At 40.7% G+C, this 26,086-nt stretch carries 23 protein-coding genes; 11 read left to right on the forward strand and 12 right to left on the reverse strand.

Features of this window, described 5'->3' with window-relative positions; genetic code table 11:
- Positions 1–243 precede the first annotated feature (243 nt).
- Complete coding sequence (locus CKK33_RS19835; RefSeq protein WP_095705339.1) at positions 244–477, forward strand: helix-turn-helix domain-containing protein; 234 nt, start codon at positions 244–246, stop codon at positions 475–477.
- A 41-nt stretch (positions 478–518) separates the two neighbouring features.
- Here the strand turns inward: CKK33_RS19835 and CKK33_RS17435 are convergent, their stop codons facing one another.
- Both CKK33_RS17435 and CKK33_RS17440 read right to left on the reverse strand, forming a co-directional pair.
- Positions 519–923 (reverse strand): helix-turn-helix domain-containing protein, encoded by a 405-nt coding sequence (locus CKK33_RS17435; RefSeq protein ID WP_095705340.1) that lies wholly within the window; start codon positions 921–923, stop codon positions 519–521.
- A gap of 2 nt (positions 924–925) precedes the next feature.
- Positions 926–1,333, reverse strand: coding sequence for a helix-turn-helix transcriptional regulator (locus CKK33_RS17440; RefSeq protein WP_095705341.1), 408 nt, complete (start codon positions 1,331–1,333; stop codon positions 926–928).
- A 638-nt stretch (positions 1,334–1,971) separates the two neighbouring features.
- Here CKK33_RS17440 and CKK33_RS17445 point away from each other — a divergent pair.
- The 3 genes from CKK33_RS17445 to CKK33_RS17455 are packed head-to-tail and all read left to right on the forward strand — an operon-like array spanning position 1,972 to position 7,888.
- On the forward strand, positions 1,972–5,169 hold the full coding sequence (locus tag CKK33_RS17445) for a SusC/RagA family TonB-linked outer membrane protein (RefSeq protein ID WP_095705342.1): 3,198 nt from the start codon (positions 1,972–1,974) through the stop codon (positions 5,167–5,169).
- An 11-nt stretch (positions 5,170–5,180) separates the two neighbouring features.
- The gene (locus CKK33_RS17450; protein ID WP_095705343.1) at positions 5,181–6,557 is read left to right on the forward strand and encodes a RagB/SusD family nutrient uptake outer membrane protein; all 1,377 of its coding nucleotides are present in this window, start codon (positions 5,181–5,183) and stop codon (positions 6,555–6,557) included.
- A gap of 14 nt (positions 6,558–6,571) precedes the next feature.
- Positions 6,572–7,888, forward strand: coding sequence for a TlpA family protein disulfide reductase (locus CKK33_RS17455; protein ID WP_095705344.1), 1,317 nt, complete (start codon positions 6,572–6,574; stop codon positions 7,886–7,888).
- A 66-nt stretch (positions 7,889–7,954) separates the two neighbouring features.
- On the opposite strand, the gene CKK33_RS17460 is transcribed toward CKK33_RS17455, so the two are convergent.
- From CKK33_RS17460 to CKK33_RS17470, 3 genes are all read right to left on the reverse strand, one after another.
- Positions 7,955–8,230, reverse strand: a complete 276-nt coding sequence (locus CKK33_RS17460) for a hypothetical protein (RefSeq protein WP_095705345.1) — start codon at positions 8,228–8,230, stop codon at positions 7,955–7,957.
- Complete coding sequence (locus CKK33_RS17465) at positions 8,217–8,702, reverse strand: MauE/DoxX family redox-associated membrane protein (RefSeq protein WP_095705346.1); 486 nt, start codon at positions 8,700–8,702, stop codon at positions 8,217–8,219. Before CKK33_RS17465 ends, CKK33_RS17460 begins: the two co-directional genes overlap by 14 nt.
- 308 nt (positions 8,703–9,010) lie before the next feature.
- Positions 9,011–9,577: a Crp/Fnr family transcriptional regulator gene (locus CKK33_RS17470; protein WP_158223469.1), complete on the reverse strand. Its 567-nt coding sequence runs from the start codon at positions 9,575–9,577 to the stop codon at positions 9,011–9,013.
- Between the two features lie 270 nt (positions 9,578–9,847).
- Here CKK33_RS17470 and CKK33_RS17475 point away from each other — a divergent pair, with 270 nt between their 5' ends.
- The 4 genes from CKK33_RS17475 (at position 9,848) to CKK33_RS17490 (ending at position 13,909) form a co-directional block, all read left to right on the forward strand.
- Positions 9,848–11,131, forward strand: a complete 1,284-nt coding sequence (locus CKK33_RS17475) for an aminotransferase class I/II-fold pyridoxal phosphate-dependent enzyme (RefSeq protein WP_095705348.1) — start codon at positions 9,848–9,850, stop codon at positions 11,129–11,131.
- A 20-nt stretch (positions 11,132–11,151) separates the two neighbouring features.
- Positions 11,152–11,733 carry an N-acetyltransferase gene (locus CKK33_RS17480; RefSeq protein WP_095705349.1) on the forward strand — a complete coding sequence of 194 codons (582 nt, stop codon included), beginning with the start codon at positions 11,152–11,154 and terminating at the stop codon, positions 11,731–11,733.
- 1 nt (position 11,734) lies between these two features.
- The gene (locus tag CKK33_RS17485; protein WP_095705350.1) at positions 11,735–12,655 is read left to right on the forward strand and encodes a response regulator transcription factor; all 921 of its coding nucleotides are present in this window, start codon (positions 11,735–11,737) and stop codon (positions 12,653–12,655) included.
- A gap of 123 nt (positions 12,656–12,778) precedes the next feature.
- Positions 12,779–13,909: an RteC domain-containing protein gene (locus CKK33_RS17490; protein ID WP_095705351.1), complete on the forward strand. Its 1,131-nt coding sequence runs from the start codon at positions 12,779–12,781 to the stop codon at positions 13,907–13,909.
- A 404-nt stretch (positions 13,910–14,313) separates the two neighbouring features.
- Here the strand turns inward: CKK33_RS17490 and CKK33_RS17495 are convergent, their stop codons facing one another.
- Both CKK33_RS17495 and CKK33_RS17500 read right to left on the reverse strand, forming a co-directional pair.
- Positions 14,314–14,544 (reverse strand): YtxH domain-containing protein, encoded by a 231-nt coding sequence (locus tag CKK33_RS17495; protein ID WP_095705352.1) that lies wholly within the window; start codon positions 14,542–14,544, stop codon positions 14,314–14,316.
- A gap of 54 nt (positions 14,545–14,598) precedes the next feature.
- Positions 14,599–15,159 (reverse strand): biliverdin-producing heme oxygenase, encoded by a 561-nt coding sequence (locus CKK33_RS17500; RefSeq protein WP_095705353.1) that lies wholly within the window; start codon positions 15,157–15,159, stop codon positions 14,599–14,601.
- Between the two features lie 252 nt (positions 15,160–15,411).
- Here CKK33_RS17500 and CKK33_RS17505 point away from each other — a divergent pair, with 252 nt between their 5' ends.
- Positions 15,412–16,812 (forward strand): ATP-binding protein, encoded by a 1,401-nt coding sequence (locus tag CKK33_RS17505; RefSeq protein ID WP_095705354.1) that lies wholly within the window; start codon positions 15,412–15,414, stop codon positions 16,810–16,812.
- A 13-nt stretch (positions 16,813–16,825) separates the two neighbouring features.
- A complete protein-coding gene (locus CKK33_RS17510; RefSeq protein ID WP_095705355.1) occupies positions 16,826–18,484 on the forward strand; it encodes an FAD-dependent oxidoreductase in 1,659 nt (552 codons plus the stop codon).
- A 78-nt stretch (positions 18,485–18,562) separates the two neighbouring features.
- Here the strand turns inward: CKK33_RS17510 and CKK33_RS17515 are convergent, their stop codons facing one another.
- The 5 genes from CKK33_RS17515 to CKK33_RS17535 form a co-directional block, all read right to left on the reverse strand.
- Positions 18,563–19,924 (reverse strand): HAMP domain-containing sensor histidine kinase, encoded by a 1,362-nt coding sequence (locus tag CKK33_RS17515; protein WP_095705356.1) that lies wholly within the window; start codon positions 19,922–19,924, stop codon positions 18,563–18,565.
- Positions 19,908–20,606, reverse strand: a complete 699-nt coding sequence (locus tag CKK33_RS17520; protein WP_095705357.1) for a response regulator transcription factor — start codon at positions 20,604–20,606, stop codon at positions 19,908–19,910. Before CKK33_RS17520 ends, CKK33_RS17515 begins: the two co-directional genes overlap by 17 nt.
- A 246-nt stretch (positions 20,607–20,852) precedes the next feature.
- On the reverse strand, positions 20,853–22,784 hold the full coding sequence (locus CKK33_RS17525) for a sensor histidine kinase (protein ID WP_095705358.1): 1,932 nt from the start codon (positions 22,782–22,784) through the stop codon (positions 20,853–20,855).
- A gap of 67 nt (positions 22,785–22,851) precedes the next feature.
- Positions 22,852–23,922, reverse strand: a complete 1,071-nt coding sequence (locus tag CKK33_RS17530) for a lysylphosphatidylglycerol synthase transmembrane domain-containing protein (protein WP_095705359.1) — start codon at positions 23,920–23,922, stop codon at positions 22,852–22,854.
- Between the two features lie 21 nt (positions 23,923–23,943).
- Positions 23,944–25,362: an alkaline phosphatase family protein gene (locus CKK33_RS17535; protein WP_095705360.1), complete on the reverse strand. Its 1,419-nt coding sequence runs from the start codon at positions 25,360–25,362 to the stop codon at positions 23,944–23,946.
- Between the two features lie 162 nt (positions 25,363–25,524).
- On the opposite strand from CKK33_RS17535, the gene CKK33_RS17540 reads away from it, so the two are divergent.
- Positions 25,525–26,076, forward strand: coding sequence for a hypothetical protein (locus CKK33_RS17540; protein ID WP_095705361.1), 552 nt, complete (start codon positions 25,525–25,527; stop codon positions 26,074–26,076).
- Positions 26,077–26,086: the final 10 nt, after the last annotated feature.

Genomic DNA, 26,086 nt, shown 5'->3' on the forward strand with positions numbered 1-26,086 from the left:
TCATAGCCAAACACCCCAAGCCAATAAAGGTATTTGGAATTGGTAACTGGAAACCCGGTTATTCTGTATTGACCCTCATCGATGCAAATAATCAATATTTTGTGATTACAACAAAACAGAATGATACGTTAAAGAGAGGGGCAATTTATATTCAATAGCTTAAGAAGATCTTTAGTGTGGGTTAAATCACCAACACTTTTAAGCTGATAATGTTCCATTTTTCCTAATCATTTCACAGGAAAAATGGTTAGCGAATCAGACAGACAACATTTAATACAATTTGGAAAACATCTTAAATCATTTAGGCTGTCTAAGAAGCTATCATTCAGGAAAATGGCCGCCTTATGTGATTTAGACTATGCGGATATTAAGAAATTCGAGAGTGGTAAAACCAACATTACCTTGTTGACAATTTTACAGCTTGCCAAGGCATTAGATCTTGCGCCAGATGAGTTATTAAGATTTAAAAAGGATTAGACCAAAATCCGAATTCAGTTACATTTTTTTATTGTGCGACATCATTTTCCTTCAGTCAATGCTATATATTTTGCCCTATAATATTCAACGTCAGATTGTAACTGTTGTACTAAAAGCTCATAGCCATTGGTGTGATCATTAACAACATATTGTTTATGGTTGTTACCAGCAGAATTTGTTTGTGTAAAATGGTAGACCTGGGCGCCTTCCAGTTCCATTACTTTCTGCAAACTTACTTCATAATAATTACATAGTATTGCGAGGGTTTTTATTGATAATTCGTCGGTGCCATTTTCAATCTTTTCTATAAGTGCGGGTTTTACGTCAACGGCAGTTGCTACGCTTTTGATTTCTTCATTTTTATCATTGCGAATTTTGCTTAAATTTTTCCCAATCGTTTTTAATAATTCTTCGGGGATAATTTCATTAGTTTGATGTTTTAACATAATTATGATTCTAATGGTGGATTGTTTTTTGAATGTTGTTCAAAATATTTACGAAGATAGCTAACTTCTGATTGTAATTGATTGATAAGAATTTCATAGCCGTCGGCTAATTCGTGAACAACATATTGTTTATGAAAATTACCAGTTATATTTTTTTGTGTGAAATAAAAAATTTGATTGTTGTCTAAATCCAAAACTTGTTGCAAAGAGATTTTAAAATGATTACAAAGTCTAACCAACAATTCGATGGTGACATTATAGGTGCCGTTTTCAATCTTACTTACAACAGGATGGGTAACTCCTATGGATTTAGCCACGCCATATTGTGTTTCCCGTTTTGCATTTCTTATAGCTGAAATATTTCGGCCAAGTGAAATTAACATCTCATCGATTACGATATCCTTCTGCATAGTGAAAATTGAAAATCTAAATTACAAAATGTAACTGACAGGAACAAATTTTATTCATATAATTGCTTATCAACAAATTAAAATCCTCAAATTAGTGTTTTGAATGAAAATGACATTCTTAGAAAAAGTAGTAATTTAGCGCTTCTTCATTATAGAAAGAAGGTAAGCGCTTAACGGGTCTCGCACTCCGAATCTGACAATTCATTAGAACCGCGAGAGTAAGTTTAAGCGCCCAATCCCTATATCAATAGGGTTGGGCCTACTTACGTATTTGTGGTTCTACCGTTTCGGCGGAGGCTTTGTCAGAGCCTGGAGTGCAAATGGCGGAGTAGGTTTCAACCCTATTGATTTATATGCCTAATGAGACTTGTTATTGATCTGATCAATAATGAGCAAAAAACAATTAAATGATGACCATTCTCAAATTGCTTTTTACAGCAGCAGTCATTTTTTATGCTTCTTATTTTGTCAGAACTACTCCGCCAGACTTATTAAAAACAGATTTAAAAACATCATTAAGGCCCCTGTATGATCTCTAAGGATTGGCGGCCCAAAGATCAGTTAACAGTTAATAATTTTATTGGGCTGCCATCTTTTGTGTTCTTTCCAAGACAAACTAATTAAACTACTCTCATTACATGAAAAAAACTATACTCATAATAGTACTGGCCGTGCTTTGCCTAAATTTTCGAGCGTTGGCCCAAAGTACAATTCCTATAAAAGGTCGAATAACTGATTCTATTGATAATAAACCTCTTCACGGAGCTACGGTCAAAATCAAGTCCACCTCTTTTTCTACTTCAACAGACGAAAATGGAAATTTTACTATAAATTCTGAAAAAAGCCAAGGTTTATTAATTGTCAGCTTCATGGGTTATAAAACCGTTGAAATCAATTTTTCTCAATCAGACATTGGGCCATTTAATATTGCACTGGCGAAAGATCAGAGTACACTCAAAGAAGTAAGCATTGTTTCAACTGGTTATCAGACAATTCCAAAAGAAAGGGCGACAGGCTCATTTACAATAGTTAATAAAGATTTATACAATCAACAGGTAACACAGGATGTATTAAGTCGCTTAGAATATATAGCAAACGGTGTATCAGTATTTCGCAATAGTAGTACAAAGACCAGCCAATTAATGGTTAGGGGATTAAGTACTATTAATGGGCCAACAGCGCCTTTAATAGTCGTAGATAATTTTCCTTACGATGGCAATATTACCAACATTAACCCTAACGATGTAGCATCAATTACAATATTAAAAGATGCAGCAGCAGCTTCGATATGGGGCACGCGTGCAGGTAATGGTGTAATTGTAATAACGACAAAAAAAGGAACTTATAATCAACCGCTTAATATTGAAATCAATTCAAATATAACTATCGGAGAAAAACCAGATTTAAATTATTTGACGCCTATGACGAGTAGCGACTATATTGACTTTGAAAAAAACATGTACAATAATGGATATTATAAAAGTAAAATATCAAGCACATCCTACCCTGTATTATCTCCCGTCATCCAATTATTAGTTAAAGAGACTAATGGTACAATTTCTTCAAATCAAGCTACCGACCAAATTAATTCCTTACGTGGATTAGATGTGAGGAACGATTTCAAAAAATATATTTATCAAAATCTTTTTAACCAACAACACTACGTTAACATCAATGGCGGTAACCCCGATGTAAAATATCTTTTTTCGTCAGGTTATGATAAAGATATATCTAATTTATCGGCTAATTATGACAAACTCAATCTACGTTCCGAAGTCGCCTTTAGACCCATTAATAACCTTCAGGTTACAACTGGCCTGATTTACACATTAAGTAACAACAAGACCGGTAAGCCTGCCTATGGAAGTATCAATCCATTGGCACCATACCAAATGTTAGCAGATGGGAACGGGAACGCCTTGCCGATAGCTCAAACATACAGTCAGCTTGCTAAAGATAATGCTGCATCAACTGGAAGGTTTTTGGATTGGAACTATTACCCTTTGACTGATTATCAACATAATTTTACAGCTGTAAACACACAAGATATATTGGGCAATTTCGGTGCGCAATACCGCATTTTTAAAGGCTTAAATGTTGATGTAAAGTATCAGTATGAAAAGCAACAATTAAAATCTAACACGCTCTATGATGCTCAAAGTTATTTTGCCCGTAATCTTGTCAATACTTTTACCCAACTAACGGGTACAAGTGTAAAAAATGTCATCCCAAAAGGGGGGATTTTAGATCAACAGAACGCCGCGCTAACCTCCAATGATTTACGAGGGCAAATTAATTATGATCGTTCATGGGATAAAAATTCCATTACATTCTTAGCCGGGGAAGAACTTAGACAGATAGAAAACAATTCGAGTATTTTCCGCTCTTACGGTTATAACAACGATATATTAAGTAGCACCGGGGTAGATTATACGAACAGCTATCCAAACTATATTACAAAAAGGAATGCCACAATTCCCTATAATAATAAATATTCTGAAACACTTAATCGTTTCGTGTCATTTTACGCAAACGGAGCATACACCTATGCTGATAAATACGGCATTTCAGGAAGTATACGTAGAGATGCGTCAAATGTTTTTGGAGTTGAAACCAATGATAAATGGACACCCCTTTGGTCGTCAGGTCTGAGTTGGAATTTATCAAAAGAGAATTTCTATAATCTATCGGCTTTACCGTACTTAAAATTAAGAGCCACTTATGGTTATAGTGGCAATGTAGACCCGAGCAAATCTGCTGTTACTACCATTTCTTATTATTCTGCTAATTCTATCTATACAAATTCTCCATATTCCGATGTTTCCAATTTTTACAATCCGGATTTACGGTGGGAAAAAGTTAGGACTTTTAATGTTGGATTAGACTTCAAATCAAAAAATGATCGGATATCAGGTAGCATCGATTATTACAAAAAGAACGCCACTGACCTTTATGCGACTGTTCCTTTAGATTACACCGTTGGACTAAATATCGCTACTATCACAAAAAACGTTGCGTCAATGCAAGGTAGAGGTTTTGATATAGAAATCAATTCTGTAAATCTAAATGGTCCAGTTAAATGGTTAACCTCCTTAAACATAAATTATTACAAGGATAAGGTAATTAACTATTATCTAAGTTCTTCAAGTGGCAGTTATTACGTGGCAGATTACCAAAATCCAGTTCAAGGCAACCCGGTTTGGGGTGTGTATTCATATAAATGGGCCGGGTTAGACGCAAATGGCAATCCGCAAGGGTATTTAAATGGAAAAATTAGTGAGGACTATGCGTCAATAACTGGCAGCGGAACAAAGGTTTCTGACCTTGTTTACAATGGGCCTCGCTTCCCGGTTTTTTACGGTTCACTCGGTAACACTCTAAGTTTCAAAGGAATTTCACTAACTGCCAGAATGACTTACGAGTTTGGTAATTATTTCCGCAGACAGTCTATAAACTACTCCACATTGGCAAGCACTGGCGTTGGAAATGCAGACTATGCCAAAAGATGGCAAAATCCAGGTGATGAGAATAAGACAAATGTTCCATCATCTATCTATCCGCTCGTTGGGGCCAGAGATGATTTTTACAATGGTTCAGAAATTCTTGTAGATAAGGGAGATTGTATTCGATTGCAATACATTACAGTGAGCTATAATTTAGATAAAAAACAGGTTTATTGGCTTCCGTTTAAAGCCATTCAGCTTTATATAAATGCAAATAATTTAGGGATTCTTTGGCGGGCAAATCATGATGGAATTGACCCCGACTACACTTATACTAACTCTGTAATGCCGACACCCAAAAATATCGCAATCGGTTTAAGAGCTAACCTTTAATTTGATTAAACATGAAAATCATAAAATTTAATATAGGAATAACAATCGCTTTACTTGTTATTCTCAGTGGATGTAAAAAATATTTAGATGCAAAGTCTGACAAATCATTGGTCATAATAAGCAATACGCAAGACCTTCAAAGCTTATTAGATGATAATCAAAATATAAATTGGAGTAATCCCAGTTCCGATGAAGCAAGTTCCGATGAATATTATCTTGACTATTCAAGTTATTTGGCGTTACCAGAGGTACAAAAACGGAATTTATACACTTGGCAACCAACCGATTTGTTTCGCCCATATACGAACCTGCCAAATGATTGGAATTTGGTATATAACAACATATACGTAGCAAATACTGTATTAGACAACATGATTAAAGTTAATCGGAACAATGCAAACGCATCCGATTGGGATAATATAAAGGGTCAGGCTTTATTTCTTAGAGCCCATAGTTTTTATAAAGCGGCAACTATTTGGACTTTGGCTTACGACAATACCACATCTTCATCGGATTTAGGTATTCCGTTAAGATTAAATTCCAATTTTAATGAAATTTCAGTTCGATCCACAAACGAACAAACATATACCCAAATCATTAATGATTTAAAGGCGGCTATACCTCTATTAGTTATAACACCTGTACATGTGCTTAGAGCTTCAAAGCCCGCTGCATACGGCTTACTGGCAAGAACTTACCTGTCAATGCGCAAATATGATCTTGCCGCTTTATATGCAGATTCTTGCCTACAGTTAAAAAACTCATTATTAGATTATAACACATTAAATGCTTTATCTGCCTATCCGATACCTCAATTTAATTCTGAAGTAATTTATGATGCTACGGTAGGTGGGTATGATTCCGGGCTAATTAGTGATAGCCAGGCAAAGATTGATTCGGTATTGTATTCTTCCTATGCTGCCAATGACCTACGGAAAATACTGTTTTTTACAACTAATGGAGATGGTTCACATTTTTTCAAAGGTAGTTACGAAGGTACCTTTAGCCAATTCAATGGAGTCGCTATTGATGAGATTTATTTAATTAGGGCTGAATGCAATGCACGTCAAGGGCATGTCAACAATGCAATGTCTGATTTAAATACTTTACTGGCCAAACGCTACAAATCTGGCACATTCACTCCCATATCTGCATCAAATTCCAGTGATGCTTTGTCAAAAATTCTTACGGAAAGACATAAAGAATTAGTTATGCGGGGGAACAGGTGGGCGGATATTAAACGGCTCAATAAGGAAGGAGCCGGCATTAACTTAAATAGAAATCTAAATGGTAAAATCTTTACACTTCCAGCGAATGATTTGCGCTTTGCATTGCCATTACCGAATGACATAATAGCCTTATCGGGCATGCAACAGAACCCAAGATAACCTATTTAGAAAAAATGAAAAGATATTTAATAATAATGATTGGGATAGTTCTTTCAATCATTAGTAATCAATGTGCCGCGCAAATAAAACCTATGGTAATAGGCGAGAAATTACCAGAAAATCTATACAGCCATTTAAAAAAGTATATTGCCATCAATGAGGGCAACGCTATTTTAATAGATTTTTGGGCGACATGGTGCGCGCCTTGTGTTTCTTCTTTACCTTATCTTGATAGTTTACAGACGAACTTTAAAAATAAATTGCAAGTCATATCTGTAACAAGGGAGAATGATAAAACAGTTCATGAAGTAATTAAAAAAGTATTCAGCAATAAACAACCTGCCTTTTCAATACTTTTGAAAGACACTTTAACAGAAAAATTTTTTCCTCATCAAACAATTCCTCATTGCATTTGGATTGATAAAAACGGTGTGATAAAGGCAATAACAGATAAACCCGAAGTGACATTCAGGAACGTTCAAAATTTAATTTCAGGCATTAATTTGGATATAACAAATAAACCACAAACAATTAAATACGATGACAATAAGCCTCCCTATGCAAGTAAACAAATTAGACTCGAAGATGAATTTTTATATCATTCTATGATAACAAAATATCGTGATGACTTAAATTCTGAATATTCTCGGGGTACTCATAATGATTTCATCTCTTGCATAAACAGTCCGATTATCCGGTTATATCAATGCGCCTTTGGCAAATTTGATTTATCATATTGGGATATGAATAGGGTAATTTGCCTGGGGTTTAATACGTTTGCTGATTCTGTCAAACTCGGGATCTTTACATCAGAGCGACTAATTCATGAATGGCAGAACAACATTCAAAAGAATGCTTTTAGCTATGAGTTTGCTACTAAAGACAGCATTTTTTCAAACAAAGAAATATTTCAAATCATGGCTGAGGATTTAAATAGATACTTCGCCACGATGGGTATAAAAGCGAGTTTAGAAAAAAGAGTAATTAACACTTTGGCATTGACCCAAATTGGTAATAACAAAAGCTATCAAAATATTGCCGGTGGTAAATCGTCTCACTATACTACCAGCAGTTATATGAAGATAGAAAATCTACCCATGTCTTATTTTTTATCTCAGATCAAGCCTTTTATTAACAATAATAACCTGGTTATCGTAAATGAAACGGGCTATGATGGAAATATAGATATTAGCCTAAACAAGCTTAACAATAATTTTCTTGATTTGAATGGAGACTTGGAGAAATACGGGTTGAAATTTGTTGAAAAGAAATCGACAACCGATGTAATAGTTGTAAAAAAAACAAACATAATTCATGGAATATCGAATTAAATTTCAAATCTTAAAGTGTAAAACAAACCCGTCACTGTTATTCAGCAAACGGGTTTGTTTTATAAATTAATTTTTGGTGCTGATGTGAGTTGGTGGGTTTGTAGTCACCGGAAATTCAGCAGCACAAACGTTTGTAGTACCCGAACAGCTTGGCTGATCGATTGGATTATCACCATCATAACTGGAAAATTGTTGGGCAGCAGTAGAACTTGGAGATAAGGTGCTGCTTAGTGGCTCGTACCAATCTGTAGCTAATTTTTTTGGTGCATTGGTAAAAGAACTGAAACCAATTGCCAGTGCGCCTACTAATAGGCCAAAGGCTACTTGTTTAAAATTTTTCATTTTGTTTTAAATTTGATGTTATACGTAAATTCGTTAGCCAAATAGCACATATGGCGATTAAAATAAATGCGACATTAAACCATATATGTTGTATCCAGCTTAGTTTTTCGATGGCTCCTCCACAATTACACGGGAGATTTTTTTCCCAAATCAACGCACTGATAATATAAAGTGTAAATCCGGTCATTACGGTTACAAAACAACATAAACCGAATTTAGCAGTTTTGGGGATAAGCAATAATAACGACACAATAATTTCAACTATCGGAACGGCAATAGAAATAAAAGCGGCGGAAGTACTAATAAGATGTACTCTCATCAGTCCCCTTAAAAAACGGTGATGATCTATTATTTTCGCATAGGCAGTATAAAAAAATAGCGCCATACAGCCCCATCGAATAGCAATCACTATTCTTTCTTTTGTAAGTTCTGAAATTTGAAATTTCAAAATATTAGTTATCACATCTTCCATAAGATCGTAGATTGCCCCATCTTTAATTCAATTGATAACGTCTGTTATCGGCAGGTACATAACCCACATTTTGTCATTTTCCTGTTTGTCACTTGCTCCTTTCTTTTGTATACCTATGAGTAGGTAAGAGTAAATAGATTTAATTGGTTTCCATAAGAGGGGAAGCTTATGGGATAAATCTAAGGCCAAATTCTTGGTACGCCTTGTGATCCAAATCACTATTTACAAGTTGATTTTTCACAGTTTTTGCATGCCGTTGTGATGGATTATTGTGATTGAAATCACACCGTTGGCAGATTTATAGGGGATTAGTTACGACCGATATAGCGGGTCAGGGTTTCGCGTGTAATGTGCAGGTAAGACGCGATGATCCGGGAGGGCGCCTTTTTAAAAATGTTGGGGTTGTTTTCGCGGAATAACAGGAACCGTTCTTCTGCCGGTAGTGCGATCAACTTTTGTTTTTCGTATTCTTCATGCTGGTACTTGATCAGTATGGCTTTGATTACAGTGGCAATTTCAGAGAACCTGTTATCTAAGTCATGTAATATTATATAGTTCAGGGTAATCAACCTACTTTCTTCCAATATTTCGGTATAAAAATAAGAAGGCACATTATAATAACCTTCATGGGAAAATACAATGTCCCCGGCTTTCCAAAACCTAACGGTGTGTTCATTGCCATGATGGTCATAGTAATAATTTCTGGCAAACCCACTTTCAATAAAATATAACCTGTTCTCCATTTGCCCGGCGGCATGAATGATTTGATGGGCTTTGTACTTTTCTTCTCCCGCCTTTTCGGATAGTTCTTCTTTTAACGTGTCTGATAATCCGGTAATGTTTGACAGTACGCTGAATATGGATGCTAAATTCATAGGTATAGTTTTATAAGCCATTGCAAGCCCCGTAAACTGATACACTACCATTAAAAACCAGGACGGATTAATTACAGGTGTATTTAGATGTAAAGGCGATAATGACCGGCTCCAATAATTCGAGCAAAATAAATAGCCTTTTTTGTTCAAAAGTGTGACATGCTTAATTATTTTACGTTTTAGTTAATTAAAAATTAACTGAAAATTCACATGTCACACTTTTGAATGTTTTTGCACGGTATTTTAGGGATTAACTTTAACTAAATACCTATGTCGGCAATAAATTTTGAAAGGGCAAGCTTCAAAGATTTTGAGAGCATTGCGGGGCAGGATGTATATCAGACTGCCCGTGAATTTGTGGAGTACCTTGATTTTCTGCGGTCCAATGGTCATTTAAATTACCGGATCGAGTCTTTGTCGCCTGTCGGCCCGGAGATGAACCTGATATTACCGGGTGATAGTCACCCAACGTGGTGCGTGTGCCTGGTTTCCAATGATTATCTTGGTTTCAGCCAGCATCCGCTGGTCAAAGCAGCGGTGATCAAAGGAATAGAACTGTTTGGAACCGGTTCTGGAGCCTCTCCAGCTATCGGCGGTCATTTTGTTTATCATGAACAGTTGGAAAGGAAGATCGCCGGCTTTTATAAACGGAAGGATGCCATCCTATATACCACAGGCTATACCGCGAACAGCGCTACCCTCCAGTGTTTCCTGCATAAAGATGAGCACGATGCCCAGAAGAACGATATCGCGATCCTGGACATGAATGTACATGCCAGTGTTTACGAAGGCGCCCTGACGACAACGGTGAAAACCTTCCTGCATAACGACCTGAATATGCTGGAACATGTACTGAAGAACGCGCAAGATAAATACCGCACGAAAATGGTGGTGATTGATGGCGTTTACAGCCAGGACGGGGATATTGCGCCCATTGCAGCGATAGCAGACTTAACCCATCGTTACGGCGCCTACCTGGTCGTTGATGATGCGCACGGTATTGGTGTGGTGGGCGATACAGGGAGAGGTGTTATCGAATTGGATAATGCATTCGACCAGGTGGATATCATCACCGGTACCTTCAGCAAGGCGCTTGGTAATATCGGGGGTTATGTGATTGCCAGCCCGGAGATTATCACCTATCTCAAATACCAGTCCAAGCAGCATTTATTTTCTACTACTGCAACACCTGCCGTAATGGGTATCCTGAAAGCCATAGATTTAATCGATGAAGAGCCGGTTTGGCGCGCGCGCCTTTGGGAAAACATAGCCTACTTAAAAAAGGGGCTGATCGACCTGGGGTTCGATGTCGGCACGACCGCTTCCGCTGTCATACCGGTTAAAGTCGGCGATATCATGAAAACTCTGGAGGCTGGCAGGTTACTGCTAAAGGCCGGTGTTTATACCAACCCGATTATGTACCCTGCGGTGGCAAAAAAAAACGCACGCATCAGGATGAACGTGATGGCCACGCACACTCAAGCGCATTTAGACAAAGTACTGGCTGCTTTCAGCGATGTGAACAAGCAATTAAACATATCTAAACAGTGTTAAACCCTCTTAAATTATCAAATATGATCCAGGCAAAAAAGGAGCAAAAACATTTGGTGGTGAGTCTGTTAACAGCAGCTTTCAGAGATAACCAGAGCGTCAACTATATTGTGCGGCAGGATAGCCAAAAAATGGAAAGGATTGCGGCTTTAATGGATTATTCCTTTGAAATATGCAGGTTATTTGGAGGGGTGTATTTATCACCTGACATGAATGCCTGTGCGCTGATCTTATTTCCGCACCAGCGGAAGTTTTCTATTGCCGCGATATGGCTGGATATTAAATTGATCTTTAGAGCGATAGGCATTCGAGGGTTGTTTAAGACCTTACAGCGCGAAAGTGCCATCAAGAAAAAGCAGCCCAAATTACCGATGGCCTATCTTTGGTTCATCGGCGTTGAACCGCGCTTTCAGCACCAGGGAATCGGCACAGATCTGCTCAACCAAGTGATCGATTTTGCCTATTTTAGGGATCTTCCAGTTTACCTTGAAACATCCACTATGGCCAACTTGCCCTGGTATGAACGGGCTGGGTTCGCAATCTACGATAAGCTCAGTCTTGGATACACGATGCACTTCCTCAAGCGACCATTGGACACTCGGTAAAATGTTGGTTTTCGGTACACAAATTCATATCGTGACCTTTATTTTTATTGTACTGGAAACGGGTATGTTCCTTTTTCAGTTTTTTTACTATCTATTTCGTCCCCAGGATAAGCGCCGGTTTTGGTACCTTTTATTATTAGCGCTGATGTTATTTTACAACATCACAGGCGGTCTGTTTCCTGATCCTAAAATTCATATTGCTATCAACCTGCAGGAAATGCTTGCCTACGGCAGTGGTTTCCTGATGGCATCTTATTTCCCCTTCTATTTTTACAAGGCTTTTGAATTGAACTCCCTGCGATGGCACGCCTTCTATGGCGTGCCACTTTTTCTGTTTCTTCCTTATATTGTTTTTTTTGTTATCGATTATGCCATTTATGGCAACCTGCAAGCGGATATCAAATATGGTATGATCGCGCCGTTCATTTATGCTATGGTCTTATTATGGGTGATGTTCCGGGCAATTCACAGAAAGCATAAAGGTCGGCGCAACGGGTACAAATATTTGGAGGAAATGGCTATGTATGCCGCGGTCACACCTTGGGCCTCGTTGGCGTTTTTCGGCTTGGTTGAAAGTGACCAGTTGGTAGAGGTGCTCTGTACCAACACCGGAATTGTTGGAATTACTGTTTTGTTTATTTGGCGCTCCATAAAAGGAGCAAGATCTGAATATGAACGCTTGATAGCACTTGCCAGCCATGGGGATGGCCCGAACGTTTTTGAGGAAATGTGCCGTTATTACCGTCTGACCAGCCGTGAAATGGAAATTGTTCTGCTGGTCAAAGAAGGACTTACCTATAAACAGATATCACAAAAATTATTCATAGCCGGTAAAACGGTCGAAAATCATATCCAGCATATTTATGAAAAGACCCATGTCAAAAATAAAGTAGCTCTCCTGCAAAAGTTATTTCAAAATTGATCCTTTGAACCTATGAGGGATTATACCCATATACATCAATTAGAGTATTTATCCTTATTGTCAACTGTTTAGAGGCTTCTCAGCTTTGCTTTAAAATTAAATTATTTTCGAAAGGGGGCGGATATGACAAATGAATTGACACAATTGTTTGAGATCTGGGAAAGAATCAAAGGGCTTGACGAATCCATGATTGAAAAAGAGAATTTTGTTGAAACTTGGGAGCGGCTTTGTTTGCAAATTCAAATTCAGCTGATTTTAGCCAAAGATGAGAAAACCCGTTATCTAAATGCTATTGCAGTCTTGAGTGATCAGATTTATGAGTACTATAGGAAACGCCGTAGGCTCACCTTTTTTTTACGTTTTTTTCTGGACAAGCTGGGGGATTTATTAAAAGAACGCGAGATACCTGAAAAATATCGCCGCAGTGAACTAAAGATCACAGTTGTTAGCTCTGCAAACTCAGTAGTTACCCAGTTAATTAAATCACAAATTCAAGGTGGGTTATTCGAAGCCCTGAGATCAGCGCTGAAAGATATTTCACTAAATAGTGAACCATCCCTACATATTATCGATTTCCTGAGATCGCTCGCCGATTGGTTAAAGCGAAAAAAGGTAATTTCAGCCGAGTACCTGATTGATTACCTGGTATTGGTGGATTTCAATCATCCAGCTTTTTTGGAATATATGTTTGACATTTACGAATCGCCACAATTAGCGGTGGCGGATTCAGAAGGTTTAATTCAAATTGAAAGAAATTTGAGAACGAAACAATTGCATTTGGAGATGTTAAGATTAAGGTCGACTTCTTCGTTGCTAAATGGATTAGAATCGGTTGCAACGAAGCTACTTGTTTTACTTGCTACACAATTAAGTTGGATATGCAATCGATCAAAAAATGAGTTTGGAGGAAATTGTAATCCGAATTGGTCAAACTCAAATCAATCCGATAGCAAGGGTGAGCCAATAGCCCGGAAAATTCTTTCTAAATGGCCTGCTGATAAATCAGACCTTATTGAGCTGGTTTACGGTCTTTACATTTATATGCGTTCCAGGGGGAGCCATATTACTATTGCTGCACTGGTTAAATGGTGTGAGGATGCGTTCGGTGTAAATCTGGCGAGGTATTCACACCGATTTGCCGAGATCAAAATGCGTAAGTCTACACGGCCGTCTAAATTTTTAGATGCAATGGTTAATGAATTTTTAAATTATGTGGAACAGGGGAATGCTTTTGAACCTGACCTTAACAGGTAAAATTAACGTCATGTTTACCGCAATTATATTTCGGATTTTCGCGGATTTTCCGGATATTTGAGTAAGCATCAATTACACGGTATCCATTGTCTGTTCTTTAAAATTGATGTTTGCGAAAAACTTTAAAATACTTGATGAATACTTGATAGTTTTAATTTAATCGCAGCAAAGTAGCTGAAATATAGTTACTTATGAACGATTAACATCCGACTGAAAATCCTTGTGTCGCTGGTTCGATTCCAGCTGATACCACAAAAAAGCCTTCAACGAAAGTTGAGGGCTTTTTTTATTATGGTTGGTAACTATCCAACCTGACTTCTTATAAAAAAATCAAGGTATTGAATGCCGTTCATTGAATCAGCTGCCTTGTAAATGAGCGTATGAGCGCTAAGACCAGAACTGCGTTATCCTACTATGCCTCCAAGATCCTGAATGTCACTTTTGTGTTTCTTCAACTTACCTTCTTTTTTCTTTAAATAATCTTTAGCGTGTGACTTTAGTTCTTCAGCAGCTTCCTTAAGGTCACTTTTCTTTCTGATGTATAGATAAGTAATAGCACCTGCGAACATTGCTCCAATAAGCAGGCCTGATATTAATATACCGTGATTCTCTTCTTGTTTGAATGGGTTTCTCATGACTCTTGTTTTTAGAAATAACGGGATAATTAGCGTTTAGTTTCCGTGAAAGTATTAAACAGCCTCTGCCACATCAAACACTGCGGCAAAATTGGAGAAGGTTTCATTAGCTTTTTCAATTGCCTGGTGCTCCTCATTTTCGGTGGGGGCTATCCTGTTTAATGCATCTACAAATCCGGCCCACATCCTGCCTGTTTCCGCACCATAACCGCTAAAAAAAGAAACACCTTCGGTTACGCCGCCTTTAGAGAGCATTTGTACAATATAAGGGCCACCCATTACAGAACCCTCCATTACGTACAACGCCCCCATAGCCTGCACCGGATTAGTTATTTTAGGGATACGAACTGTCGGCAAATCCTGGTCATCAGCACCAAGTTTTATAATATCCGTTTTTAAATGGTCAGCATGCCGCCTGTTGCTGTAATCTGTCAGCACCTCAGGTGTAATGTAAGGCGCTACAGCTGCTTCCAGCCCTTTAAAATAGGCGTAAAAATATTTTAAAAGATCGGCGTAATCTTTATTTCCCCGTATGGCTTTCAACCGCCTTACCACTTTACCTTCAAGCGATTGATGCGCCTGCTCTGTAGCAGCCTTTATTTTTGTACTTAACATATTATTAAAAGGCTATCCCAAGCCAATAGTTTTATTGCCCGCACCTCGTAGTTTCAATAATAATGTAACTAAGATTTTGTTTGCGCGGCAAGGCTCAAATATATGATAATTTAGGGCGGAGCAATGATAACAACCCGCCGATGAACTTTAATGATAAATCAGGAAAAGAACGATATAATACACCCATACCACGGCACCACTCTGCAATTCTGAATAATTAGCTTTATTATTGTATTACTTTAGCACTACCGCATGAATAAAGTAACACTTGCCGAATTAAGGGCCATACCGGCGCTTGAAACCGTACCCGATGATCAGTTACAATGGCTGCTTAACAACGGCGAAACCCGCGAACTGGAAGCGGGAGAGCATTTGACCGAGGTTAATACCGCGCTTAGTTACACGTACATTATTATAGAGGGCCGCATACGCCTTTGCATGGTGCAAAATGGCAAGCTGCGTGAGATGGCCGTAATACAGGCGCACGCCATTACCGGCTACCTTCCCTTTAGCAGGGCTACCAAAACACCCGGCTATACCGAATGTACCAAAAAAACCCGCATACTGAGCATCAGTAAAACGCATATGCAGGATGCTATAAAGCTGCATTATGAGCTTACCGAGGCCATGGTACACGCCATGACCAGCCGTGTGCGCGATTTTACCTCTTTACAGCAGCAGAACGAAAAGATGTTTGCCCTGGGTAAATTATCGGCAGGTTTAGCACATGAGCTTAACAACCCGGCATCGGCCATTACGCGCGGCGCAGCGGCGCTGCAATGCCAGGTAAAGCATCTTCCTGAGCTTTTTAAGGATGTTGCAGCCATTGATATGAAGCCTGAAAAGATAGACAGCATTAACCAGTTGCTGATTAATAAAACCACACAAACCAACCGGCCCATACTTACCATGCTGCAACGCGCAGATAAGGAAGATGAAATTACCGACTGGCTACTAGACCATCATATTAAAGACCTGGACATGGCCGAGAACTTTGCTGACTTTGATTTCAGCCCGGCCGATCTGGATCATCTTAACAACTGCACACCTTCGCCCAAACTGGATGTGGTTCTGGCCTGGATGAACAACTACCTGTTACAGGAAAAAATGGTGGCTGATATCCGTGATTCTTCCCAACGTATCTCTGAACTGGTAAGCTCAGTAAAAAACTTTACCCACATGGACCGCGATACCGATAAGCAGTTGCTGGATATACACGCCGGTTTGCGCAATACCATTACCATGCTCAATTACAAACTTCGTAAACATAATATTGAGGTACAGGAAAACTTTGATACCTCCCTGCCACAGGTAAAAGCGCTGGCGGGTGAGCTTAACCAGGTTTGGACCAACCTCATTGATAATGCTATTGATGCACTTGAAAACACACCTAACAGCCGTTTAACCATACGCACTCAAAAAGACGGGGATTTTGTATGTGTTTATATTGGCGATAACGGGCCCGGCATACCTGCAGAATTACAGTCGCAGATTTTTGATCCATTTTTTACGACTAAGGAAATGGGTAAAGGGTCGGGCCTGGGGCTTGATGTGGTTACCCGAATTATTCGCCAGCACAATGGCTCCGTTAAAGTAGCCTCAGAACCGGGCAATACCGTTTTTACTGTTTGTTTCCCTATTAATGATAATTAGCCATTAAACATACATGAACCAACCTATCATATTTGTTGTTGATGACGACCAGCAGGTATTACGCGCTATAACCCGCGACCTGAAAACACACTATCGTGAACATTATCGTATCCTGAACACCGCTTCGGCAAAGGAAGCACTGGCCAGCCTGCTTGAACTCAAAAATAAGGGCGAAACCGTAGCACTCTTCCTCTCAGATCAGCGGATGCCCGAAATGGATGGCATTGACTTTCTGTGCCAAACCATGCAATATTTCCCTAATGCCAAGCGGGCATTGTTAACCGCCTACGCGGATACCGAAGCGGCTATAAAGGCCATAAACGAGGTAAAGCTGGATTATTACCTCACCAAACCCTGGGACCCGCCCGAAGAAAAGCTATACCCGGTAATTACCGACCTGCTTGAGGATTGGAAAGGGATTTACAAACCCGACTTTCATGGTATAAAGGTGGTAGGCTATCAGTATTCGCCAAAATCACATAACATAAAGGAATTCCTATCCGGGTACCTGGTCCCTTATCAGTGGCTGGATGCCAATACCGATGAGGCTAAGGCACTTATTAAGGTGAATAACCTGGAAGCAAAAGACCTGCCTGCGCTTATCTGCGCTGATGGCGCGGTGATGAAAGCACCGGATGTAAAGGATATTGCTACTAAGATCGGCCTCAACTCATCGGCCAAAAACGAGCTGTATGATGTGGTTATCATTGGCGCGGGGCCGGCAGGGCTGGCAGCATCTGTATACGGCTCGTCCGAAGGATTAAAAACTTTACTAATCGAAAAAAAGGTACCCGGTGGCCAGGCAGGTACCAGTTCAAGAATAGAGAATTACCTCGGCTTCCCTTCAGGCTTAAGTGGTGCTGATCTTACCCGAAGGGCCATTACCCAATCTACCCGTTTCGGGACGGATTTTCTGTCGCCCAAAGCAGTAAAAGAGATAAAAACCAATGGCGCTTATAAAACCATTGTACTGGATGATGATACTGAGGTAATAACCAAAGCCATTGTAATTACTACCGGGGTTGATTACCGGCAGCTAACTACCAAGGGTATCGAAAAATTTACCGGGGCGGGTATTTACTATGGCGCCGCCATGACAGAGGCCGCCTCTTGTAAGGATAAGCATGTTTACGTAGTTGGCGGCGGTAACTCAGCCGGCCAGGCGGCCATGTACCTGTCCAAGTTTGCCAAAGAGGTGTTTATCCTGATCAGGAAACCATCGCTGCAAGAAACCATGTCTTCATACCTCATTGACCAGCTTAACGGGCAGGAAAACATTAAACTATTGCCTTGTACGGAAATAACTGAAGCATTTGGCGAAGAAAGCCTGAAACAATTAAATATACAAGACCTTAACACCGGCGAAATAAAAACCGTTGATGCTGACGCTTTATATATATTTATTGGAGCAAAACCCTATACCGAATGGTTGTGTAAAGATATCCTGGTGAACAACAAGGGCTTTATTGAAACCGGGCGCGACCTTAACCTTTGCCCCGATTTTAGAAAAGTATGGAAAACTGATCGCGACCCTTACCTGCTTGAAACCAGTTGCCCCGGCATATTCGCGGCGGGCGACGTACGTGCCGGCGCCATGAACCGTGTAGCATCCGCCGTAGGCGAAGGCTCCATGGCTATCAGTTTCGTACATAAGTATCTGAACGAGGTATAATTCTTTCATTTTCCCATAAAGGCTGCTCTGCATTTTGTCCGCGGCCTTTATGGGGAATCAATAAACAGATAAAAACTTTCAGGAAGCCACTGGCAGGGTCACCTGTATCTCGGTTCCCTCCTGTTCTTTTGAACGGATGCCAATGGTACCGTTGTGCAGGCGGATGATATTCTGCGTAAGCGGCAAACCTATGCCATAGCCATGAAAATCAGTTGTATTTGACGCACGGAAGAACGGAACAAACACGTAAGCTTGCTCCTGCTGTGGTATACCTATGCCCCTATCCGTTACACTGATAACAATGCGACCGGTGTATGACGATAGATGAACACTTACCGGGCTATTATTGGAGTACTTGCACGCATTGGAGACAATATTACTTAGTGCGAGGCGTAATAAGTTGATGTTGCCTTGCGTGTAGATCATATCCTCATCCTCCGGCAGGTTGGCAAAATCAAGATCGATGATACTGCCTGGATTGGTTTTCTTGACGGATTCTGCCACCTGTAAAACCAACTCATCTATACGTATGCGTTGCCAGTGCTGCTTCTTGCCGTCAAACCCGGTTTGCGCAAGGCCCAGTAGACCTTCCAAAATACCGGTGAGTTTTTCGGCCTCTTCCATAATGGTTTGGACCGATTGCCTACCCTCCTCGTTAACTTTATTCCCGCTGAGGAGCAATTGCGTTTCGGCGGATATAATGGTAAGCGGCGTGCGCAATTCATGCGACGCGTTACTTACAAAATTGTTCTGTGTTTCAAAGGATGTTTCCAGCCGGGTGAGCATATTATTAAAGGTTTGCACCAGTTCGGCTATTTCATCCTTGCCCGAAACATCGGCCAGCCGCATATGCAGGTTGTTAGCCGTTATGTTTTGTACACCTTTAATAATATTACGCACGGGCTGCACCGTAATGTAGGAAAAAGCCTTACCGGCAACATAGGCCAGTACAATAAACGTAAGGAAAACGAAGATAAGTACCCGTTTAAGCTGCTGTAACTCTTTAAAGCCATATGGGTCATCAGCAGTAACCACCACCATATATTTACCGGTTTTGCCGGTGAACATACGGCCTGCATAAAAATGATTATGTATGGTATACCTGGCATTCTTACCGGCAAGTATAGCCTGGTAAAAATCCTCGGGCAGGCCCTTTATACGGTTAAAAGCCGGTTGTTTGGACGGGTCTACGGGGCTAATGTAGTCGGTTTCGTTAGCCAGCTTTTCCAGGTATTGCTGGCGTACCTTTCGGTAAGCTACAGAACCTGCATCCGGATCAATGTTTATTTCGGCGGCAAGGTTTACCCGCGACTCCAGCCGTTTAAAAAAATCCTCAAAATTAAACTCTGATACAAAATAAAATATAGAGATGTTAAGTAAAATAAGCCCCGTGGTTGATATAGCTACAAACAGCAGGGTAATTTTAGTTTGCAGTTTCATTACCCTTACCTTCTTTAAACATATAGCCCATTCCGTAAACGGTGTGTATCAATTTTGTATCGTAACCGGTGTCTATCTTCTTGCGCAGGTAATTAATGTAAACATCTACCACATTAGTGCCCATGTTAAAATCAATATCCCACACATTTTCCAATATCTGTAAGCGCGATAACACTTTGTTATGGTTTTTCATGAAATACTCCAGCAGGCTGTACTCCGTAGCTGTCAAAGTAATGGAGCGCCCGTTTCGTTGCACTGTTTTTGAAAGTGTATCTACTTCCAGCCCGCCTATACTTAAAACGCTTTTGGGCGAACTGCCTGCCTTACTGCGGCGCACCAGGGTGCGTATACGTGCCTCCAGTTCGGGAAACTTAAAGGGTTTCGCCAGGTAATCGTCGGCACCGCTATTAAGGCCCATTACCACATTTTCTGTACTGGATAGCGCCGTGAGCATCAGTATAGCTATTGTTTCGTTTTCCTCACGTATCGCTTTACAAACTTGTATACCGTTTATACCGGGCAACATTACATCCAGCAATACAATATCAAAACTGTGCGCCCTGAACATTTCCAACCCTGTATTGCCATCAGCAGCTACACTTACCTCCATACCCACGCTGGTGAGGCCGCGTACAATTACTGATACCAGGCCGGGTTCATCTTCAACAAGCAATACTTTCATCAATTAACGGGTTTGGGGTATAACCATACTCCAAAATAAGTGTTTTAAACCGAGAAATGGTGCACGGAGCGGTTAATAAAAGAGTTGGCTAAAAAAGCAGCCGGGGTCCCCCGATCCCGGCTGCAATAACTTTTAAGTTTAGTACAGATAAAGTTTAGGTTTTTATCCCGCACTAAATTAATACGGCTAAACCATACCTTACAGGTGCCGATTAGCTTTTAAAAAAGCTGTTTTTACCCTTTAAGTTTAACCGGGTACCACAATACGTACATGAGTACCCTGCCCTGGCGCTGTATGGTAATTGATGGTTCCTTTGAGGTAAGCTATGCGTGCAAATATATTTTTTAGCCCAATGCCATCGCCCTCCCGGTTCATATCAAAGCCTACGCCATTATCCCTGATTTCGGCATTAATGCCTTCATTATCGCGTTTCAGTTTAATATCAAGCCGGGTAGCGTGGGCATGTTTAATTACATTATTAATGGTTTCCTGTAATATACGGTAAAGCATGGTTTCCGTGTTACTTTCCATGCTGTCTTTAAATCCCCTTGTTTCCAGGCTGATCTTTAATTTATCCGAATCGATTTTTTCAATAAAACTTCTCAGATCCGACACCAGTCCCGAGCGCAGCAGGGCGTTTGGCATCATCTGGTGCGATATCGCCCGTACTTCCTTGCAGCTTTCATCAACCAATGCCAACGTATTTTCGGCCAGGAAGCTATCCTCCTTCCGCCTAAAGTCAATGCGGTCAAACAAGCCGCTAAGGTTCATTTTTACAGCTGAGAACAACTGGCCTACGCCATCATGCAGGTCGGCAGCTATACGTTCGCGCTCATGGTCCTCGGCTGCCAGCACAGCCTTTGTAAGCAGTTCCTGGTGCTTCATTAACTGCGATTGTAACTCGCTGCGTTGTTTTAATTTATTGCGGTTATACAACAAAGCCCCCATTACCAAAGCCACTACCAATAAACCCATGATAAAGCCAATAGTAGTTTGTTGCGTATTGATAGATAACTTTTGCAGTTGGTTTTCGGCATTGAGCAGCTTAATGGTTTGCTCTTTTTTTTCTGTATGGTAGCGAGCTTCCATTTGTGCTATCTGGCTAATGCTATGCTCATTTACCAGGGCCAGGCTTATTTCTTCATACTTATGGTGAGCATTGATAGCGCTCTTGTAATCGCCATTAGCCTCATATATGGTGCCTAAAAGTTGCCAACCTGCTTTTTGTCCCTGCTTAAATTTGCTTTCTTCGGCGTAAGCAATACCCTGTTTCGCTAATTTTAATGCTTTACGGAAAGCCTTCTTTTTTACATAGATCTGCGCTATGTTTAGGTAGGTATCGCTTACCTGCTTTTTGTCGTTAAAAAAAAGGTCTACCGCAAGTACCATCTGCTGATACTGCAATGCCTTATCATACAACTGCATTTCAGAATAACAATTAGCAATATTAGAATATGCCTGTGATAGCCCCCGCTTATTATTTTCACGTATACATATGCTAATGGTTTCGTCATCAATATCCAGCGCTTTTTGATATTGGCCGGTTGAGCCGTATATATTGGCTAATACCTGTAAAGCATTTACGATGATAGTAGGTTTATTAATGGCTTTTGCCATATTTAAAGCTTCGAGCGCGTATTTTTCGGCACCTGTTATTTCCTGGTTATCAAAGCACACCCAGGCCAGGTTGGCTTTTGAAGATGATATACCGGCCGAATCATTTTGTTGCTCGCGTATACGCAACGCAGCGAGATGGTTTTTGATAGCTTCTTTATAATCGCCGGTTTGCCAGTGGTAGATACCCATGCCGTTATAAGCTTTGGCGGCAGCTAATGGTAGCTTATATTTATCCGCAACAGCCATACAATGCTGACTATATATCAATAACGAGTCGAACTTGCCCTGTAACGAGCACCGTACCGCTTCAAAAGCATAAACATTAGCTTTTCCCATAGGGTAATTAAGCCTTTTGGCTATAGCTGCTACACTATCAATATATGTTTTAGAGGCGGGTGGGTCAATACGCTGGAGGCTAATGGCAATATCATAATACAGATCGGCCCGCAACGTACCCGACGTGGTGATGGTCAACAGCGTTTTAAGGCTATCGATATGCCTGTTTTGCGCGTATAGCGCAAATGGCAGCAAGAAGCTGAGCATCAATAGTAACTTTCTCATCGGGGAACAAGATCAGTTATTAAATATAGCAAACAACATCTAATTGTAAAATACTGTATTAAAACTTTTAGCTATGCTTAATGGTTTGCCTGCGCAACAGGGTTATCACCACATATGCGCCAACCATGGCCGGGAAAAACAATAAAAACGAGCGCTGTAATAGCGTAAAAATGGATATAAGTGAAGCAGGCACTATTTTGCCAAACAGCGTAGATATAAAACCTTCTGCAAAACCGCTGCCACCAGGTGTAGGCGCGAAGTAGATCATAAACTGGATCAGTATCTGTATGGAGATCACCTGCACCAAATTAGCATGCACGCCGAGGCCCATCAGAATTACCCATTGCATACAGTATTTGTTCATATACAGCGCGGTGGTGATCACCAGACTTAAAGGAAACAACAAAGGATGCTGCCTGATGATAACACTGCAGGTTTGCTGGTATTTACTGATGCTTTGGAAAGAATTATCGGCCCATTTAGCCAGCTTTTCTTTACGCTTAGGGAATATTTTGGAAAGCCCCGCGGCGATCTTTTTAATCGCCATGCCTACCCATAGCGGTTTCCAGAAGGCCAGTAAAAAGGCCAGCAGGAATAACAGGAAAAAGCTGAAACCATACCTGAGCATAGCAGGCACCATGCTGCCTACCTCGGTGGTATCCATCAGCATAATGGCCACGAAACCGGCAAGCGGCATAAATATAAGCGTGGCACCCATATTGATCAGGCTGATAGCAAAGGCATCAACAAACTTTACACCGTTGCTGGTATACACAAATATCTGGGCCGGGCCAGCACCTCCATGCGCAGGGGTTACCGCCCCCATAAACATGTTGGCAACATTTGCCCTGAAACTTACCCAGTGTGATACACCGGGCGCCAGTTTTTGAACGTAGATATGGTTGCGCCAGCTACCCAGCATCAGGTCGATAAACAGCATCACAAAACAGATAGCGATGTATTTATAGGATATATGCTGCAAGGCCTTAACCGTATCGCCTGTGTTGTTGTAAAAAAATACAGCGGCTATGGTGGCAACGGTAATTAAGGCAAACCACAGGCTGCCTTTGATAATTACCTTTTTATTGAATACGTTTTTAGCTTCCTGCTTCTCTGGCTGCACGTTGGTCTCTGTCATTTGCGATTGCAAAATAGCAAATTAAAATAATGGTTCGCCCTCTGAACTTGTTGGCGTGATGCCTTTCCACTTCAGAATACTATCGAACAGGTCGGCGGTACGGGCCGGGAAGTCTTTCCAGCCTTTTTGGTTATAGATCAACGGCACATGGATATGGTGGCGGTGCAGCGATCCGTGCGAGCCCTTGTGCTCAGGGTATTCCCAAAAATCGCGCAGGTCATAACCTACAGTCGCGCTTATGACAATATCCCCTGCCCTGCGGCTGCGGAATAGTTGATAGATCTGGAATACGGCATCCGGGTAATCAGTGTCAAATGTTTTAGCTAATATCTCACGATGACCGGTTGCTTCTATCTTACCGCCATATTTCAGCACATCAGCGGTTAAAGGCTCGTAGGTAAATACATCATCCTTAACAGCTATCCTGGCTTTACCATTACGGTTATGAACTATAAAGGTATCCTCATCATCGCCACGGTAAATGGCAAAATCAACCGCTTCTTCTTTCACCAACAGCTCCAGCTTATCGGCACCCATCGTTTGCATAATTTCACTTTCGCGCAGCACGTGGTCGCCTTTATGGTTAAGCAGGTGTATAGCACCAAATGAATTCCCCGAAATAAAAACCGCGCTCTTTGGGTTAGTTTTCCAAATCACCGGGTAATAAACAGCTTTTAAGCCCTGCGCGGTCATCCAATCGCCCAGGTCAAGGTGTTTGGTGGTTGGGGTTAGGCCATGGTCTGATGTCATTACAAACAACGTATCATCCCATCTTCCCTGCTCTTCCAGTTTAGCACGCACTTCGCCCAGGCTGCGGTCTACTATTTTGTAAGCTTCAACCGTACGCTCATCGCGGATATGGTGATAGTGCGAATCCCAATCCACACTCGGGAATACGGCAAACAGAAAATCAAAATCTTTACCGCTGTTCAGCATCTCCATTACACGGCCGTGGCCTTGTATATCCACCGGGTGATGGCGCAGTTTAAAGTGGGCTTTCATGTAAAGCGGACCTTTCCCCTTTTTACCCAGGTCGTACTCATCAGGCACACTGCGGGTGATCATGTTATAGAGATTGTATGATTCGCCCATCAGCTCAAACAGTGTTGGCTTATCGGCAGGCATATCGGTGTTGAACCACGCCGCTTCAGGGCCGCAGTAGCTGCGCATAGCCATTTTATTAAAACGCGTACGCTTAAACTCTTTTTTATCAAACCAGCGTATGCCCGTGATATCCATAGTGCCGGGGAAATGCCCGGTTAAAAATGGCAGATAGGCAGGCCCTGTTGTTGAGGGGAAACAGGTGGTAGCCTTACGGTAACTGCCCTCGTTGATGATGCGCTGAATATTAGGTAGATGGCCCTGTTCCAGTAATTCGGGAAGCACCTCTGCATGGGCACCATCCACCAAATAGAACAGTACCCGCTTTTTGCTTTGCATTGATACTTTTACTTAAAAACTGCAACCTTGTCTGGTTACGTTAAATCAACCACAAAAATAACCAAATATTATAAATGTGTGTGGTAAGTTATAAACTGCATGCAGACGGTAGAAGATAACCTCGTTTTTACTTATTATTGCCTTACTAATTGAACCAAATACGTGAAGAGGCTTTTTGCATTAGCTTTCCTGGTGATCTACCTCTTTAATTGGGGTGGATATTTGTTTTTGCAAAATTACCTGGTTGCACGCGCAGACAGGCATATGAATGACCTGATAAGCCAAAACCTTTACGACCCTAACTCACTCATAGAGGTTAAGGTAAAACAGAACATCCCAGGCATTTTTGAATGGCCGGATTATAAAAATGTAACCGGCCAATTGCAATTAAAAAATGCTTGCTATAATTATGTAAAGCTGAAGTTTACCAAGGATACGCTTTATGTGCTGTGTGTACCTAATTACGAGAAAACCAAATTGGTGAAGAGTAACATCATTTACGCAAAGGAGATAAACGATATCCCCTCCGATAAAAAAGCTAATGATCCTTCAGCTAAGAAAAGCGGGCAGGATAGCAAATACGATCATCCTATATCGCGTATAAACTTTAGCTTTGTTAACAATGATATGGTTGCCTTAGCTAAGTATCGCAACAAACTCATTAAAACTCCATTTATTTCACTTCGAGGGCAGCCTCCTGAATTTTTAAGTTAAACTGCTTATT

The organism is Mucilaginibacter sp. MD40, from assembly GCF_002288635.1.
Classification (GTDB): Bacteria; Bacteroidota; Bacteroidia; order Sphingobacteriales; family Sphingobacteriaceae; genus Mucilaginibacter.

What these genes read in the sequence shown, in the direction of transcription:
- CKK33_RS17510 (WP_095705355.1), top strand. Translation starts at nt 16,826, where the DNA reads ATGAACCAACCTATCATATTTGTTGTTGATGACGACCAGCAGGTATTA.
- CKK33_RS17480 (WP_095705349.1), top strand. Translation starts at nt 11,152, where the DNA reads ATGATCCAGGCAAAAAAGGAGCAAAAACATTTGGTGGTGAGTCTGTTA.
- CKK33_RS17520 (WP_095705357.1), bottom strand. Translation starts at nt 20,606, where the DNA reads ATGAAAGTATTGCTTGTTGAAGATGAACCCGGCCTGGTATCAGTAATT.
- CKK33_RS17435 (WP_095705340.1), bottom strand. Translation starts at nt 923, where the DNA reads ATGTTAAAACATCAAACTAATGAAATTATCCCCGAAGAATTATTAAAA.
- CKK33_RS17495 (WP_095705352.1), bottom strand. Translation starts at nt 14,544, where the DNA reads ATGAGAAACCCATTCAAACAAGAAGAGAATCACGGTATATTAATATCA.
- CKK33_RS17535 (WP_095705360.1), bottom strand. Translation starts at nt 25,362, where the DNA reads ATGCAAAGCAAAAAGCGGGTACTGTTCTATTTGGTGGATGGTGCCCAT.
- CKK33_RS17485 (WP_095705350.1), top strand. Translation starts at nt 11,735, where the DNA reads ATGTTGGTTTTCGGTACACAAATTCATATCGTGACCTTTATTTTTATT.
- CKK33_RS17490 (WP_095705351.1), top strand. Translation starts at nt 12,779, where the DNA reads ATGACAAATGAATTGACACAATTGTTTGAGATCTGGGAAAGAATCAAA.
- CKK33_RS17475 (WP_095705348.1), top strand. Translation starts at nt 9,848, where the DNA reads ATGTCGGCAATAAATTTTGAAAGGGCAAGCTTCAAAGATTTTGAGAGC.
- CKK33_RS17505 (WP_095705354.1), top strand. Translation starts at nt 15,412, where the DNA reads ATGAATAAAGTAACACTTGCCGAATTAAGGGCCATACCGGCGCTTGAA.
- CKK33_RS17500 (WP_095705353.1), bottom strand. Translation starts at nt 15,159, where the DNA reads ATGTTAAGTACAAAAATAAAGGCTGCTACAGAGCAGGCGCATCAATCG.
- CKK33_RS17465 (WP_095705346.1), bottom strand. Translation starts at nt 8,702, where the DNA reads ATGGAAGATGTGATAACTAATATTTTGAAATTTCAAATTTCAGAACTT.
- CKK33_RS17445 (WP_095705342.1), top strand. Translation starts at nt 1,972, where the DNA reads ATGAAAAAAACTATACTCATAATAGTACTGGCCGTGCTTTGCCTAAAT.
- CKK33_RS17455 (WP_095705344.1), top strand. Translation starts at nt 6,572, where the DNA reads ATGAAAAGATATTTAATAATAATGATTGGGATAGTTCTTTCAATCATT.
- CKK33_RS17525 (WP_095705358.1), bottom strand. Translation starts at nt 22,784, where the DNA reads ATGAGAAAGTTACTATTGATGCTCAGCTTCTTGCTGCCATTTGCGCTA.
- CKK33_RS17440 (WP_095705341.1), bottom strand. Translation starts at nt 1,333, where the DNA reads ATGCAGAAGGATATCGTAATCGATGAGATGTTAATTTCACTTGGCCGA.
- CKK33_RS17450 (WP_095705343.1), top strand. Translation starts at nt 5,181, where the DNA reads ATGAAAATCATAAAATTTAATATAGGAATAACAATCGCTTTACTTGTT.
- CKK33_RS17460 (WP_095705345.1), bottom strand. Translation starts at nt 8,230, where the DNA reads ATGAAAAATTTTAAACAAGTAGCCTTTGGCCTATTAGTAGGCGCACTG.
- CKK33_RS17470 (WP_158223469.1), bottom strand. Translation starts at nt 9,577, where the DNA reads ATGAATTTAGCATCCATATTCAGCGTACTGTCAAACATTACCGGATTA.
- CKK33_RS17530 (WP_095705359.1), bottom strand. Translation starts at nt 23,922, where the DNA reads ATGACAGAGACCAACGTGCAGCCAGAGAAGCAGGAAGCTAAAAACGTA.
- CKK33_RS19835 (WP_095705339.1), top strand. Translation starts at nt 244, where the DNA reads ATGGTTAGCGAATCAGACAGACAACATTTAATACAATTTGGAAAACAT.
- CKK33_RS17515 (WP_095705356.1), bottom strand. Translation starts at nt 19,924, where the DNA reads ATGAAACTGCAAACTAAAATTACCCTGCTGTTTGTAGCTATATCAACC.